Raw genomic sequence first — 13,623 nt, forward strand, 5'->3', positions numbered from 1 at the left:
CCCGCACTCACCAACGGCTCACGGGCACCGCCTCAGGCGGCTGGGCCGGGGCTGGTGGGTGGTGGGCGTCCGCCTCGTGCACCAGCTCCGCGAGGCCGGTGGGCAGGTCGTAGGTGGGTTTCCAGCCGAGGTCGGACTTGAGGCGGTCGGACGAGGCGGTGATGTGGCGGACGTCGCCGAGGCGGTACTCGCCGGTGACGAGCGGCGGCGGGCCGGCGTACGCCTTGGAGAGCTCGGTGGCGACCTCGCCGATGGTGGTGACGGTGCCGCTGCCGACGTTGTACGCCGTGAACGTCGGCTGCTGGGGGAGTGCGGCCGCGGACAGGACGACCGCGGCGGCGACATCCCGGACGTGGACGAAGTCGCGGCGCTGGCGGCCGTCCTCGAAGACACGGGGTGCCTCGCCGCGTTCGAGCGCGGACCGGAAGATCGCGGCGACTCCGGCGTACGGCGTGTTGCGTGGCATGCCTGGTCCGTAGACGTTGTGGAACCGCAGCGCGGTGACCCGGCCGCCGGTCTCGCGGGCCCAGGTCGCGGCCAGGTGCTCGCCGTTGAGCTTGCTGGCGGCGTACGCGTTGCGCGGGTCGAGCCGCGCGTCCTCGTGGACCAGGCCGGGCCGCAGGAAGGCACCGCAGTACGGGCAGGGCGGCTCGAAGCGGCCCGCCTCCAGGTCCTCGACCCGGCGCGGACCGGGCGCTACCTGGCCGTGTTCGTCGCAGTCGTACCGGCCTTCGCCGTACACGACCATCGAGCTCGCATACACGAGATTCCGGATCTGCCCGAGCGACTTCAGCAACACCGCCGTACCAAGACTGTTGGACGACACGTAGTCGTCGATGTCGCTCAGGTCGACCCCCAGCCCGACCTTCGCCGCCAGATGCACCACGGTATCGATCCCGTCGAACGTGCGCTCCTCCCGCACATCCCCCACAATCAACCCCTCCTGCGCCTCCGGCACGCCCCGATGCACATCCCCCCGAAACGAGTCGAGCACCACAACCTCATGCCCACCCTGCACCAGCCCCCGCACCACATGCCCCCCGATAAAGCCGGCCCCACCGGTCACCAGCACCCTCATCGCGCAACCGCCGTTCCGTCAAGCGTGTGGTGGCAGGCGCAGTCTCTGTCTGGTTTGGGGAGTTGGGTGATGACTGTTCGGAGCAGTTGCTGGAGGCGTTGGATGCTGTGCTGGAAGGCTGCGAAGACCTCCGCCTGGGTTACTCCGGTGCCGGACTCGATGCCTGCGTCGTGGTCGGTGACCACGGCGATGGACGTGTAGCAGAGGGCCAACTCACGCGCGATCGCGGCCTCGGGAGCGCCTGTCATGCCGACGACGGACCAGCCTTGCGCGGCGTGCCAGCGGGACTCGGCGCGGGTGGAGAAGCGGGGGCCGTTGATCACCACCATCGTCCCCTCCGGTACGACGTTGCCGCTGGCAATCACCGTCGCGCGGCCCGCGGGGCAGTACGGATCGGCCGCGTCGACGTGCACCACCTCGTCGTACACGGTCTGCTCCCGCCCCCACGTGCGGTCGACGTACTGATCCGGCACGACAAAGGTCCCGGGCGTCAACTCCGCCCTCAGCGACCCCACCGCACACGGAGCGAGCACCTGCCGTACGCCGAGCTCCCGCAGCGCCCACAGGTTCGCGCGGTAGTTCACGCGGTGCGGCGGGAACCGGTGGTCAGCGCCGTGCCGTGGGATGAACGCGACCGACCGCCCGTCGAGGTCCCCGACCACCGGCGCCTCGCTGGGTGGACCGAACGGCGTGTCCACCTCGATCCGCTCCGCGCCGGACAGGAACGAGTAGAACCCGGATCCACCGAGTACGCCGATATCAGCCATGGAAGTGACGCTAGTGCCGCCGGACGCGACGACTACCGGATCCGGCCGGACCGTCAGCGCTCCGTAAGGAGTGATCGAATGGGGCTGTGGAGATCTCCTGGGTGCTGCTCGCGGTGGGTGCCGTGCTGCTGCTGTTCGGCGCCTACGCGAGCTGGACCGCCGGCCGCCTGGATCGCCTGCACCACCGCGTCGAGCTGGCCCGGGCCGCCCTGGGGACCGAGTTGGCGCGCCGGGCCGCGCTCGTCGCGGAGCTGGCCGGCAGCGACATCCTGGACCCGGCGTCCGCGCTGCTCCTGCTCGACGCCGCGCACCGCGCGCGCACCGCCGCCCTCGAGTCGGTCGAGGTCCACGAGCAGGCCGAGTCCGCGCTGACCCGGGCGATCCATGCCACCGGCACCGATATCGAGCCGTGGGCGGGGGAGCTGAGCCTGGCGATGCGCCGGGTCCAGCTGGCTCGCCGGTTCCACAACGACGTCGTTGTGTCGACGCGCGACCTGCGCCGGCGCCGGCTGGTGACCTGGTTCCGCCTCGCGGGCCACGCCCCGATGCCGGCCACGATCGAGCTCGAGGACTAGGTACGCCGTACCCGCGCCGAAACCCACCGGACGAGCTCGATCAGCACGATCCCGACCGCGCCCATCACCAGCCCGCCGAGCACCCGCCGAGGGCTGACCTCGAGCAGGAAGATCCCGTTCCCGATCGCCGGCACGAGTACGGCGACCGCCGCCAGTACCGCCATCGCCGCCACCAGCCCGGCCTTCCAGAGCCGGAACGGCCGAGCCTGGATCGACAACGTCCACAACGAGACGACCAGTACGACGATGGTCGTGACCGTACGCGCCTCCGCGACCGTCGCCGCCGAGTCGAACACCCGCACCAGCCGGTACCCCGTGAACGCGCAGATCGCGGTGATCACGCCGACGGGTACGGCGAAGCGCAGTACCCGCCCGAGGAATCCGGGGATGTAGCGCTGCTTGTTCGGCCCGATCGCGAGGAAGAACGCCGGGATGCCGATCGTCAGGTTCGAGATCAGCGTCAGCTGGATCGGGGCCAGCGGGTACGCGACCAGAGCGACCGCTGTGGTCATTGTCAGCAGCAACGAGTACACGTTCTTCACCAGGAACAGCGTCGCCGCCCGCTCGATGTTCGCGATCACCCGGCGGCCCTCGGCGACCACGTCCGGCAGGTGCCGGAACTGCCCGTCGAGCAGCACCAGCTGCGCGACCGCCCGGGTCGCCGGCGAACCGTTGCCCATCGCAACACCGATGTCGGCGTCCTTCAGCGCGAGCGCGTCGTTCACGCCGTCGCCGGTCATCGCGACGACGTGCCCGCGGCGCTGCAGCGCCGCGACCATCGCCCGCTTCTGCTGCGGGCTGACCCGCCCGAACGCCGACTTCTCGTCCAGTACGGCGGCCAGCTCGTCGAGGTCGTCCGGCAACGTCCGCGCGTCGACGGCGTCGTCCGCCCCGGTGACCCCCGGTACGCCGACCGCGGCGGCGACCGCGCCGACCGTCCGCGGGTTGTCGCCGGAGATCACCTTCAGCGCGACGTCCTGCTCGGTGAAGTACTTCATCGTCGGGGCAGCGTCGTCGCGGATCCGCTCGGCGAGTACGACGAGGGTCACCGGCACCAGCTTCGCGGGCAGCTGGTCGTCGTCCTGCGCCGTACCGCGGGCCAGCACGAGGACCCGCCGGCCCTGCGCGGCGATCTCGTCGGCCTGCGCGCGGGCGTCCGCGGTCGCCGGGTCCGCGGTGTCGACCAGGACCATCTCGGGCGCGCCGAGCACCCACGTATCGGTTGCCGTCGTCACCGACTGCCACTTGCGCGCGGACGAGAACGGCACCCGGGCGAGCGCGGTCATGGACGTGTCGGCGTACGACGCCGTGATCGCCTTGCCGGTCGCGTTCGGGGTGTCGCTGACGGCGGCCAGCGCGAGCGCTTCCTCGGTACGGTCGTCCGCGCTGAGCGGGACGAGGTGGTCGAGGACGATGTCGCCGCTGGTGAGCGTGCCGGTCTTGTCGAGGCAGACGACGTCCACGCGGGCGAGCCCTTCGACCGCGGGCAGTTCCTGGACGAGGGTGCGGCGCCGGGCCAGCGTGATGATCGCGAGCATGAACGCCAGCGACGTCAGCAGCACCAGCCCTTCGGGGATCATCCCGACCAGGCCGGCGACCGTACCGGTGACGGCGTCCTGCCAGCTGGGGTTGTCCTTGCTGCGGAACTGCGCCCAGAGCAGCAGCGGGCCGACCACCAGCAGGATCAGCGAGATCCGGCGGAGCAGCAGCGTCGTACCGGCGACGAGTTCGGACTTGGTGACCTGGTAGCGGCGGGCCTCGGTCGCGAGCTTGGCGGCGTACGTCTCCGGGCCGACCGAGGTCGCGGTGAAGTCGCCCTCGCCGGCGACCACGATCGCGCCGGAGCGGACCTCGTCGCCGGGGCGCTTGTGTACCGGGTCCGACTCGCCGGTGAGCAGCGACTCGTCGAGTTCGAGGCCTTCGGACCGCAGAACCGGTCCGTCGGCGGGGACCTGGTCGCCGCTGCCGATCCGGACCAGGTCGTCCTGGACGACGTCCTCGATCCCGGCCTCGTGGACCTCGCCGTCGCGGACCACCCGGACGTGCGTGACGTTGAGCAGCGCGAGCCGGTCCAGGGTCCGCTTGGCGCGGAGCTCCTGGAAGATGCCGATGCCGGAGTTCGTGATGATCACGAAGCCGAACAGGGCGTTCTGCCAGCTGCCGGTGGCGATCACCGCGACGAGCAGCGTGCCGAGGAGCCCGTTGAAGAACGTGAACACGTTCGTGCGGACGATCTGCCCGAGCGTGCGGCTGGTGCGGACCTGTACGGCGTTGGTCCGGCCGTCGGCGACACGCTCCGCGACCTGCGCTGCGGTCAGCCCATTGCCCATCAGACGTCCTCCTCGGTAGTGGGGGCGGGCAACCTGGCGGCGCGGACCAGCGTACCGGGGTGAGCTTCGGATTGAATGGACCTCGTGGACGGGTTCGCGGAAGAGGCCGAGCGCTACCGGCATGAGTTGCGTGTGCACTGCTACCGGATGCTCGGGTCGTTCGACGACGCGGAGGACGTGGTCCAGGAGACGCTGCTCCGGGCGTGGCGTGGGCGCGAGAGCTTCGAGGGACGGTCGTCGCTCCGGGCGTGGTTGTACCGGATCGCGACGAACGTGTGCATCGACGACGTGCGGCGGCCGCGGCGGGTGCTGCCGTACCAGCTCGAGCCGGCGTCGTTCCCCGCGACGGCGCTACCGCCGCGGGAGGACGTGCCGTGGCTGCAGCCGTTTCCCGACGTACTGCTGGATCGGGCCGAGGAGCCGGACGCCACCGTGATCCGGCGCGAGACGATCGAGTTGGCGTTCCTGATCGCGATCCAGCACCTGCCGCCGCGGCAGCGCGCCGTCCTGATCTTCCGCGACGTCCTCGGCTGGTCCGCCCGGGAGACCGCGGCGGCGGTCGGCCTGTCGGTGGCGGCGGTCAACTCGGCGCTCCAACGCGCCCGCCCGGTACTGCGTGAACACCTGCCGCCGCACCGCTCCGAGTGGACGGCCCGCGACCCGTCCGACGACGAACGCAAACTCCTGGCGCGCTACGTGACCGCCTGGGACAACGCGGACCCCGCCGCGCTGGCCGCGCTGATGCACGAGGACGTCCGCATCACGATGCCGCCGTACCCGTTCTGGTTCGAGGGCCGCGAGGACGCAGTGCGCTCGCTGACCCCGAATTTCGGCGACCGCTGGCGTTTCCGGCCCACCACTGTCAATCGTCAACCGGCCTTGGCAGCCTATCTCCGGTCTGCGGTCGAAATTTCCTACCGATTGTTCGCGCTGGACGTTTTCCGGCTGGAATCCGGCCGCATCGCCGAGATCACTGCCTTCGAAACCACCGATCACCAGGTGTACGGCCTACCCGAGACGGTGTGAAGGAGTCCTTTACAGCTCCAATTTGGTGTTGCCCCTGGCCACCCGGGCGGCTTGGCGCCCAGAGATGCGGCCGTTACCTTCCAGTGCAGCGTTCGCGGCCATGACGGCGCGACTGGTCTTGAGATCTGCCTTGGTCAACTGCCCCGGCCTGGGGGCCTTCTTGGCTTCCTTGGCCGCCTTGGCCTCGGCTTTCCGCTTCTGCTCGGCCGCAGCCTGTTGCGCCTCGATGCTGCCAGGCATCGGACGACCCTTGCGGCCCTGAGTCATCGCTGGACGATCGTCCATCGGGTCTTGACGGATGCCGAATTTGCCGGCCACAACCAACCTCCGAATGTCGGTGACGGAACGCACCTGGAAACGCTGCTATTTGCCGAGTCGGTTCTGGGTCTTCGCATACCGCTTGGCTTCTTTCCAGGAGACCTTGACCGGCTCGCCGGACTCGACCTTCTCCTTCGTCTTGGCCTCCTTCTTGGAGACTTCGCCTCTTCCGAACTTTCGGGCCATGAAAGCACTTCCTCTCGTCAGACCCGGATATTCGCTTTCCCGAACTCCAGGCGACACCGACCATACAAGTGTGAGAGGCCAAGACCACCTATTCGGTTCCCATCGAAAGCTGCCGCCTGTTACTTCGCGTCCGCGTAGACCTGGACGGTCGCGGTGGTGAAGGCGAAGTTGGTCGGAGTGGGGCCGAAGGTGAGGGTGCCGGCGAGGTCGCCGGCCCGCTGGATGGCGGCCGCTACCTGGTCGGCCTCGGCGGCGGGGCAGTGGACGATGACCTCGTCGTGCTGGAAGAACACCAGCTCCGCCTCGAGCGGCGCGAGCGACTGCCGGAGGGCAGCCAGCAGCAACAGCGCCCAGTCGGCGGCGGACCCCTGGACGACGAAGTTCCGGGTGAAGCGTCCGCGGGCGCGGGCGTGTCGCGGATCCGTCGCCGGCACGTCCGCGGGTGGTCCTTCGAGCAGGGCCTCGTCGATGGGCTGTCCGCTCGGCGGGCTGGTGCGGCCGAGGTACGTGCGGACCAGTCGCCCGTCCTCACCCGCCCGCGCCGCGTCGTCGACGTACTCGACCGCCTGCGGGAACCGCTTCCGCAGCATCGCCAGATTCTTCAGCCCGTCGCCCGACGTCTGCCCGTAGATGGCGCCCAGTACGGCGATCTTCGCCTGCGCGCGGTCGCCGGAGAACGCCCGGTCCGACACCGCCTTGTACAGGTCGCCCGGATCGCTCGCGACCTCCATCAGCGCCCGGTCCCGGGAGATCGCGGCCAGCACCCGCGGCTCGAGCTGCGACGCGTCCGCGACCACCAGCCGCCACCCAGGATCCGCGACGACCGCGCGCCGGATCACCTTCGGGATCTGCAGCCCGCCGCCGCCGTTGGTCACCCATCGCCCCGACACCGTCCCGCCCGGCAGGAACCCGGGCCGGAACCGCCCGTCGTGGACCCAGTCGTTCAGCCAGCTCCACCCGTTCGCCGTGTAGATCCGGTAGAGCGTCTTGTACTCCAGCAGCGGCGCCACCGCCGGATGGTCCAGTTGCTCGAGCTCCCACTTCCGCGTCGACTTGACCTGGTACCCGGCCTGCTTGAACGCCTTGAGTACGTCGGCCGGCAGCTCCGGCCGCACCCGGTGCCCGAACGCCGCCGAGATCTGGTCCGCGAGCTCGGTCAGCCGGCGCGGTTCGCCCGACCCGGCGAACCGCTCCCCGAGCAGCTCGCTCAGCACCGCCCGGTGCGCGTCCGCGCTCCACGGCAGCCCGGCCAGGTCCATCTCGGCGGCGATCAGCATCGCCGACGATTCCGATGCCGTGAGCAACCGCATCCGCTCCGGGTACTCGGTCAGAGCGTGCCGCCGGAGCTGGTCGGCGTACACCTTCAGCAATGCCGCGAACGGGACAGGCTCGGCGGCGATCTCGAACAGCGACGACTGCTCGCCCGGTACGACGGCGCGCAGCGGCGGGTCGGCCGGGATCGGGCCTCCGCTCAGCCGGCCCCACGCGGCCGCGGCGGACCGTGGCTCACCCAGCCGGCCCTCGTGCCCGAGCAGCAGGCCCTCGGTGTTCTCGACGTCGTAGCACCGCTCCACCCGCACGCCGGCCGCGAGCAGCCGCGGGTAGATCTCCGCCGTCGACCGCCACACCCACCGCGCCACCTGCGGCCGCAAGGCCACCGCCGCGACCAGGTCCGGCTCGTACAACACCTCCCCGGCAGGCTGCCCGTCCGGATGCAGCGCAACAAGCATCGCGCCCCCACCCTCACCCGGGCCAATCGCCCACCGCTCGTCCACACCCAAATCCAAGCACCCCGCACCGACACTCCCGCACCCCACTTTGAGAACCCACCAACCATTCCTGAGGTGGAAATCTGGTTGGTGGGTTCTCAAAGATGGGTTGTAAGGCCAGTTGTGGGAAGCTGGACTTATGTGGCGGGTGGGGGACCTGGAGGCGGCGGACGGCACCAAGACCGAGCAGGTTGAGGGGCTGGTACTGCGGCGGATCGAGCGCGGCGACCTGTCGATCGGGTCCCGGCTGCCGTCGGAGCGGGTCCTCGCGGAGCGGCTCGGCGTCAGCCGGGTGACCGTCGTACGGGCGCTCGAGAACCTGCGGCGGGACGGCGTACTGGAGACGAAGCGCGGCTCGGGGACCGTCGTGCGGCCGCTGGACCGGCTGCTGGACCCGGTGGCGCCGGCGTCGACGGTGACGGCGGGGGACCGGCCCGTGCTGGACCTGCGGTTCGCGACGACGGCCGCGCCGCACGACGTGGCGGAGGCGGCGGCGCAGATCGTGCAGGACGGGTTGCCGCAGGCAATGGGTGGGGACGGCCCGCCGCCAGGTGGCTCACAGGAACTCCGCACCGCACTGGCCGAGCGGCTCACGAAGGAAGGGGTTCCGACCGAGCCGGACCAGCTCACGTTGACCGTCGGCGCGGCGGCGGGGCTCAACGCGGCGCTCGCTGGATTGGACCTAGGCCCGGGCGTCGCGATCACCGAGACGCCGACGTACCCGGCTGCCTTTGACCTGCTCCGTAAGCATCGGCTCGATGTGGCGGGGTGGCCAGCCGGGGTGTGGGACACCGATCAGCTGGCGCACCTGTGTCGGCGGCATCGGCCGAAGGTGATCTATCTGCAGGCGGACAACCACAATCCGACCGGCCTGAGTTTGCCGGCCGATCGGCGGCAGGCGGTGGTCGAGATCGCGCGGAGGTACGGCGCGGCGCTGATCAGTGACGAGACGATGCGGCCGCTGTGGCTGGCGAATGGGGAGCAGGCCGAGCCGCTGAGCCGTTATCCCAGAACTGTGAGTGTGGGGTCGCTCTCCAAGATTGTGTGGGGTGGGTTGCGGGTTGGGTGGGTACGGACGGGGAAGCAACTGAGGCGGCGGATCAATACCGCGGCTCAGTTGAGTGTCGCGTCGCCCAGTGCGTTGGACGATCTGCTGGCGCAGGCGATCGTTCCCAAGCTCGACAAGGTGATCGGGCGCCGGCGGACCCGGCTGCGGGCCAACCTGAACGCTCTCGAGACCGGTCTGCGGACGCTGGACGGTGTGGCGTGGGCCACGCCGACCGGCGGGATGACGCTGTGGCTGGAGCTCACCGAGACCAGGGCGCGGCGGGTGCTGGAAGCGGCCCGCGAGCGGTCGTTGCTGCTCGGTGCCGGGGACCTGTTCACGCCGGACGCGACCGACCGCCGGCACATCCGGATCCCGTTCACCGCGCCGCCCGCGACGCTCCGGCTGGTGGTCGCGCGGCTCGGCGAGGCACTTCAGTCCACTTGATCCGGAGTGGACTGAAGTTGGGCGCCCGACACCTCCTAACCTGGAAACGAGCCCCACGACCAGGAGGATGCAGTGAGCCAGCAGAACGAGACCGGCACCGCGAAGGTGAAGCGCGGCATGGCGGAGATGCTCAAGGGCGGCGTGATCATGGACGTCGTCACCGCCGAGCAGGCGAAGATCGCCGAGGACGCGGGTGCGGTCGCGGTGATGGCGCTGGAGCGGGTCCCGGCCGACATCCGTGCCCAGGGCGGCGTCTCCCGGATGAGCGACCCGGACATGATCGACTCGATCATCGCCGCGGTGTCGATCCCGGTGATGGCCAAGGCCCGGATCGGTCACTTCGTCGAGGCGCAGGTGCTGCAGAGCCTCGGGGTCGACTACATCGACGAGTCCGAGGTGCTCACCCCGGCCGACTACGCGAACCACATCGACAAGTGGCAGTTCACGGTGCCGTTCGTCTGCGGTGCGACCAACCTCGGCGAGGCGCTCCGCCGGATCACCGAGGGCGCGGCGATGATCCGCTCCAAGGGCGAGGCCGGTACCGGCGACGTCTCCAACGCGACCACGCACATGCGCCAGATCCGCCAGGAGATCCGCAAGCTGCAGAACCTTCCGGAGGACGAGCTGTACGTCGCCGCGAAGGAGCTGCAGGCGCCGTACGACCTCGTCAAGGAGGTCGCCGCGCTGGGCAAGCTGCCGGTCGTACTGTTCACCGCCGGCGGCATCGCGACCCCGGCCGACGCCGCGATGATGATGCAGCTCGGCGCCGAGGGCGTGTTCGTCGGCTCCGGCATCTTCAAGTCCGGCAACCCGGCCCAGCGCGCCGAGGCGATCGTGAAGGCAACGACCTTCCACGACGACCCCGACGTGATCGCGAAGGTGTCCCGCGGCCTCGGCGAGGCGATGGTCGGCATCAACGTCGACGAGATCCCGCAGCCGCACCGGCTGGCCGAGCGCGGTTGGTAGCAGCCGGCCGATCCGTCACCGAGACGCTTGGACCAGGGACCTCAGCGGGCGAAAGAAGGTTCGCAGTTCTTCGATCACCTGCTGGGGTTCCTCGTGTGCCATGAAATGGCCGCCCTGGTCCGGGGTCGACCAATGTCTGAGGTCGGTCATGGTGCGTTCGACCAGACCCTTGGGAAAGTTCGCCATCAGTGGCTCGTGGCTCAAGGTGATGGCGGCCGGGACGGTGACGTCCGGGCGAGGCTCGTTGTGGGCGTAGTCGTAGTAGATGCGGAAGGACGAGCCGATGCTTCCGGTCACCCAGTACAGGGTGGCGACGGTCAGCAGGGTGTCCATGTCCCAGCGACTTTCCAGCTCGCCGCCGCAGTCGCTCCAGTCGCGGTACTTGTCGGCGATCCAGGCGAGCAGTCCGGCCGGTGAGTCGAGCAGTGCGGCCGCGATGGTGTCGGGCCGCGTACACATGATGCCGCTGTAGCCCTGGTCTTCGGCATCGTAGGCCTCAAGGCCGGCGAGATAAGCCTCTTCGTCAGCGGTCAAAGGTTCGTCGCCGAGGTTTGCCGTCAGCGTTCCCGATGTCATGTGCACGCCGATCAGACTCTTCGAGGGTCTCGGTCATCAGGGCGTGCCACATCTCGGCGATCCGGCGACGGGTCAGTGGGTCGGGTGGCGCTTGCGAGTACAGGAACCCGGGCAGCGACGGGACGACCACGTGGTTGTTGGTGCTGTTCCGTGGACGTCGATTTCGATCGTGTTGACCGCCGTGTTCATGGCGACCCTCGACTCGTTCATCGTCGTGGTCGCCGCGCCGTCGATCGTGGCGGATCTGCAGGCGTCCGACAGTGCCGTCCAATGGGTCCTGGCGGGTTATCAGTTGGGCTATGCGGTCTTCATCATCACCGCTACGCGGCTGGCCGGCTGTACGGTCGCAAGCGGATCTTCCTGCTCGGAGTGGCGCTGTTCACCGTGGCATCGGTGGCGTGCGCGCTGTCGCCGAACGCGGGGAGTCTGATCGCCGCGCGGGTCGTCCAGGGTCTCGGCGCTGCGCTGGTTCTGTCGGTGACGATGCAGCAAGGCCTCGGCCTGTCGGCACTCGGCGCGGGCCTGGTGTACGCGCCGGCCGCGGTCGCGTTCTTCGTATTCAGCATGGTGGTCGGCCGGACCATCCCGACGTACGGGCGACGTGTCCTCGAGGTCGGGGCGATCGTCCTCGCCGGCGGATATCTGGCGACCGGCCTGCTGTTGGTGTTCGGACCGCCGATCACGCCGCTGCTCGTGATTCCCACCCTCATGCTGCAGAGCATCGGTGGCGGACTGGTCATCACACCGGCGCTCAACACGGTGCTGAGCCGCGTCGCGCCGGAATCGGCCGGCGTCGCCTCAGGGGTACTGTCCACGGCGCAGCAGTGCGGCGGAGCGCCTGGCGTCGCCGTCATCGCGGGTGTCGTCGTCTTCCTGCTGCCGAACCAGCCGGTGACCGATCCTGCGGCGGCGCGATCGAAGCGGAGTCCCGTACCAACAGGCGTTCGGCGGCGGCGATGACGAGATCGGCGACCGTTTCGGCCGACAGACCGCGTCCGGTGTAGAGCTGGTCGAAGAACTCGAACCCAGTGACCGCCCACAGCAAGTTGACGGCATCGGAGGTGGACAAGTCAGGACGCAGGAAACCCTGGTCGGCCAGCCGCTCGACGTGGACCGCCAGGCCCGCCGCGCGCTCCTCGGCCATCCGATCGACGACGCCGTCAACCGCTTGCCGGTCCAGCGTCGCCGACGAGTACAGCACCCGAAGCACGTCGCGGTGCTCGGCGAAGATCGGGACAGCGGCGCGGATCGACTCCCGCAACGCCTGCAGAGCATCGGAGTTGCCAGCATCCGGCGCCACAGGGCCGGTGAAACCGCCGCGGTGGCGAAGGTCGTCCCCCAGCGCGTCGAACAGTCCTGCCCGGGAGCCGAACACCAGGTAGACCGTTGAGCGCGACACCCCTGCCATCGCGGCGATCCGCTCGACGCTGACCGGCTCGGTCGGCGCATCCCGCAGCCGTTGGTAGAGCGCGTCCAGGATGTCGCGGCGGGTCTGCTCCGCCGCGTCTGCGCGCAGGCGCTGGTCGTACTTCCGGCTGGCCATGATCCCGGATCCTAGCTTCCACTTGACAGTACGTCCATCCAAAGACAGGCTGTCCAGCAAAAGACAGAGTGTCTGATGAAAGTTGCCAACAGGGGAGTGCTTCATGGATCTGCAGTTGAGCGGAAAACGTGCCTTGGTCACCGGCAGCTCCAGCGGGATCGGCCGCGCGATCGCGATCGCGCTGGCCGCCGAAGGTGTTGCCGTCCTCGTCCACGGCAGGGATGCCGAGCGCGCGAAGGCGACTGCGGACGCCATCGTCGGAGCCGGCGGCGTCGCATCTGTCGTGGTGGCCGACTTGACTCAAGAGACCGAGGTGCTACTGGTCGTCGCTGCGGTGAGTGCGTTCGGCGGCGTCGACATCCTGGTCAACAACGCTGCGGGGACCGGCCGGGACGAGGGGTGGCTGGCGGGTGGCGCCGACCAGTGGCTCGATCTCTACAACACCAACGTGGCGACCGTGGTGCGGCTGATCGGCGCGCTGACTCCGGCTATGCGTACTGCCCGTTGGGGCAGAGTCATCCAGATCAGCAGCGCCGCACATCCGTACCCGCTACCGCAAAGAGCCGCCTACAGCGCCACCAAGGCCGCGCTGGCCAACCTCACCGTCAGCCTGTCCAAGGACCTGGCCGGTACTGGCGTCACTGCCAACACCATCAGTCCCGGTCCCACCGAGACGGACGGGTTCCGCGACCTCGCACTCAGCTTCGCCCGCCACCATGGCATGGCCGACGACGTCGAGGCGGCCGGTCGCGCCCTGATTGCCGGTCCGCTGGCCAATCCGTCGGACCGCCTCGTCCGGCCCCACGAGATCGCCGCACTGACAGCGCTGATCGCGAGCCCACTCAGCGCGTCCGTCAACGGCGCCAACCTCCGCATCGACGGCGGATTCACGCCAACGGTCAACTAGTGTCCCCCGCCAGGAATCCTTTGAATATATGCGTTGAGTCGTTCGAAGATCTGGTCGGCGGTCTTGGTCCAGGTGAACGGTCGCGGGTTG

The 13,623-nt window shown here is 69.4% G+C and carries 14 protein-coding genes; 6 read left to right on the top strand and 8 right to left on the bottom strand.

Annotated features, from left to right (window positions below; all coding sequences use genetic code 11):
- Nucleotides 1-7: 7 nt before the first annotated feature.
- Nucleotides 8-1,078 (bottom strand): NAD-dependent epimerase/dehydratase family protein, encoded by a 1,071-nt coding sequence (locus tag ACFV9C_RS39420; protein WP_380202138.1) that lies wholly within the window; start codon nt 1,076-1,078, stop codon nt 8-10.
- Nucleotides 1,075-1,845 (bottom strand): S-methyl-5'-thioadenosine phosphorylase, encoded by a 771-nt coding sequence (locus tag ACFV9C_RS39425; RefSeq protein WP_380202140.1) that lies wholly within the window; start codon nt 1,843-1,845, stop codon nt 1,075-1,077. Before ACFV9C_RS39425 ends, ACFV9C_RS39420 begins: the two co-directional genes overlap by 4 nt.
- An 86-nt stretch (nt 1,846-1,931) precedes the next feature.
- Here ACFV9C_RS39425 and ACFV9C_RS39430 point away from each other — a divergent pair, with 86 nt between their 5' ends.
- Nucleotides 1,932-2,420, top strand: coding sequence for a hypothetical protein (locus ACFV9C_RS39430; protein WP_380202142.1), 489 nt, complete (start codon nt 1,932-1,934; stop codon nt 2,418-2,420).
- Here ACFV9C_RS39430 and ACFV9C_RS39435 read toward each other — a convergent pair.
- Nucleotides 2,417-4,750 (bottom strand): HAD-IC family P-type ATPase, encoded by a 2,334-nt coding sequence (locus ACFV9C_RS39435; protein WP_380202144.1) that lies wholly within the window; start codon nt 4,748-4,750, stop codon nt 2,417-2,419. The genes ACFV9C_RS39430 and ACFV9C_RS39435 overlap by 4 nt on opposite strands.
- Nucleotides 4,751-4,825: 75 nt before the next feature.
- On the opposite strand from ACFV9C_RS39435, the gene ACFV9C_RS39440 reads away from it, so the two are divergent.
- The gene (locus ACFV9C_RS39440; RefSeq protein ID WP_380202146.1) at nt 4,826-5,776 is read left to right on the top strand and encodes an RNA polymerase subunit sigma-70; all 951 of its coding nucleotides are present in this window, start codon (nt 4,826-4,828) and stop codon (nt 5,774-5,776) included.
- A gap of 9 nt (nt 5,777-5,785) precedes the next feature.
- Here the strand turns inward: ACFV9C_RS39440 and ACFV9C_RS39445 are convergent, their stop codons facing one another.
- The 3 genes from ACFV9C_RS39445 to ACFV9C_RS39455 form a co-directional block, all read right to left on the bottom strand.
- Nucleotides 5,786-6,127, bottom strand: coding sequence for a hypothetical protein (locus ACFV9C_RS39445; protein WP_380202148.1), 342 nt, complete (start codon nt 6,125-6,127; stop codon nt 5,786-5,788).
- Nucleotides 6,128-6,139: 12 nt separating this feature from the next.
- Nucleotides 6,140-6,280, bottom strand: a complete 141-nt coding sequence (locus ACFV9C_RS39450) for a hypothetical protein (RefSeq protein WP_380202150.1) — start codon at nt 6,278-6,280, stop codon at nt 6,140-6,142.
- Nucleotides 6,281-6,399: 119 nt separating this feature from the next.
- A complete protein-coding gene (locus ACFV9C_RS39455; protein ID WP_380202152.1) occupies nt 6,400-8,097 on the bottom strand; it encodes a bifunctional 3'-5' exonuclease/DNA polymerase in 1,698 nt (565 codons plus the stop codon).
- A 91-nt stretch (nt 8,098-8,188) separates the two neighbouring features.
- Here ACFV9C_RS39455 and ACFV9C_RS39460 point away from each other — a divergent pair, with 91 nt between their 5' ends.
- Together ACFV9C_RS39460 and pdxS are read left to right on the top strand one after the other, a co-directional pair.
- The gene (locus ACFV9C_RS39460; protein ID WP_380202154.1) at nt 8,189-9,541 is read left to right on the top strand and encodes a PLP-dependent aminotransferase family protein; all 1,353 of its coding nucleotides are present in this window, start codon (nt 8,189-8,191) and stop codon (nt 9,539-9,541) included.
- Nucleotides 9,542-9,613: 72 nt separating this feature from the next.
- Nucleotides 9,614-10,507, top strand: a complete 894-nt coding sequence (gene pdxS, locus ACFV9C_RS39465) for a pyridoxal 5'-phosphate synthase lyase subunit PdxS (RefSeq protein WP_380202156.1) — start codon at nt 9,614-9,616, stop codon at nt 10,505-10,507.
- Nucleotides 10,508-10,522: 15 nt separating this feature from the next.
- Here pdxS and ACFV9C_RS39470 read toward each other — a convergent pair whose 3' ends face one another.
- Nucleotides 10,523-11,089, bottom strand: a complete 567-nt coding sequence (locus tag ACFV9C_RS39470) for a hypothetical protein (RefSeq protein WP_380202158.1) — start codon at nt 11,087-11,089, stop codon at nt 10,523-10,525.
- 363 nt (nt 11,090-11,452) lie between these two features.
- Between ACFV9C_RS39470 and ACFV9C_RS39475 the strand changes: the two genes are divergently transcribed.
- The gene (locus ACFV9C_RS39475) at nt 11,453-12,043 is read left to right on the top strand and encodes an MFS transporter (RefSeq protein ID WP_380202160.1); all 591 of its coding nucleotides are present in this window, start codon (nt 11,453-11,455) and stop codon (nt 12,041-12,043) included.
- Here the strand turns inward: ACFV9C_RS39475 and ACFV9C_RS39480 are convergent.
- Nucleotides 11,934-12,767 carry a TetR/AcrR family transcriptional regulator gene (locus tag ACFV9C_RS39480; protein ID WP_380202162.1) on the bottom strand — a complete coding sequence of 278 codons (834 nt, stop codon included), beginning with the start codon at nt 12,765-12,767 and terminating at the stop codon, nt 11,934-11,936. The two genes, ACFV9C_RS39475 and ACFV9C_RS39480, sit on opposite strands and share 110 nt — an antisense overlap.
- On the opposite strand from ACFV9C_RS39480, the gene ACFV9C_RS39485 reads away from it, so the two are divergent.
- On the top strand, nt 12,730-13,533 hold the full coding sequence (locus ACFV9C_RS39485) for an SDR family NAD(P)-dependent oxidoreductase (RefSeq protein ID WP_380202164.1): 804 nt from the start codon (nt 12,730-12,732) through the stop codon (nt 13,531-13,533). The genes ACFV9C_RS39480 and ACFV9C_RS39485 overlap by 38 nt on opposite strands.
- The last annotated feature ends 90 nt before the right edge of the window (nt 13,534-13,623 follow it).

It is taken from the genome of Kribbella sp. NPDC059898, assembly GCF_042730855.1.
Lineage (GTDB): Bacteria > Actinomycetota > Actinomycetes > Propionibacteriales > Kribbellaceae > Kribbella.

Excerpts from the sequence above, each read along its gene's own strand:
- ACFV9C_RS39420 (WP_380202138.1), bottom strand. The coding sequence starts at position 1,078 with ATGAGGGTGCTGGTGACCGGTGGGGCCGGCTTTATCGGGGGGCATGTG.
- ACFV9C_RS39425 (WP_380202140.1), bottom strand. The coding sequence starts at position 1,845 with ATGGCTGATATCGGCGTACTCGGTGGATCCGGGTTCTACTCGTTCCTG.
- ACFV9C_RS39435 (WP_380202144.1), bottom strand. The coding sequence starts at position 4,750 with ATGGGCAATGGGCTGACCGCAGCGCAGGTCGCGGAGCGTGTCGCCGAC.
- ACFV9C_RS39440 (WP_380202146.1), top strand. The coding sequence starts at position 4,826 with ATGGACCTCGTGGACGGGTTCGCGGAAGAGGCCGAGCGCTACCGGCAT.
- ACFV9C_RS39450 (WP_380202150.1), bottom strand. The coding sequence starts at position 6,280 with ATGGCCCGAAAGTTCGGAAGAGGCGAAGTCTCCAAGAAGGAGGCCAAG.
- ACFV9C_RS39460 (WP_380202154.1), top strand. The coding sequence starts at position 8,189 with ATGTGGCGGGTGGGGGACCTGGAGGCGGCGGACGGCACCAAGACCGAG.
- ACFV9C_RS39485 (WP_380202164.1), top strand. The coding sequence starts at position 12,730 with ATGGATCTGCAGTTGAGCGGAAAACGTGCCTTGGTCACCGGCAGCTCC.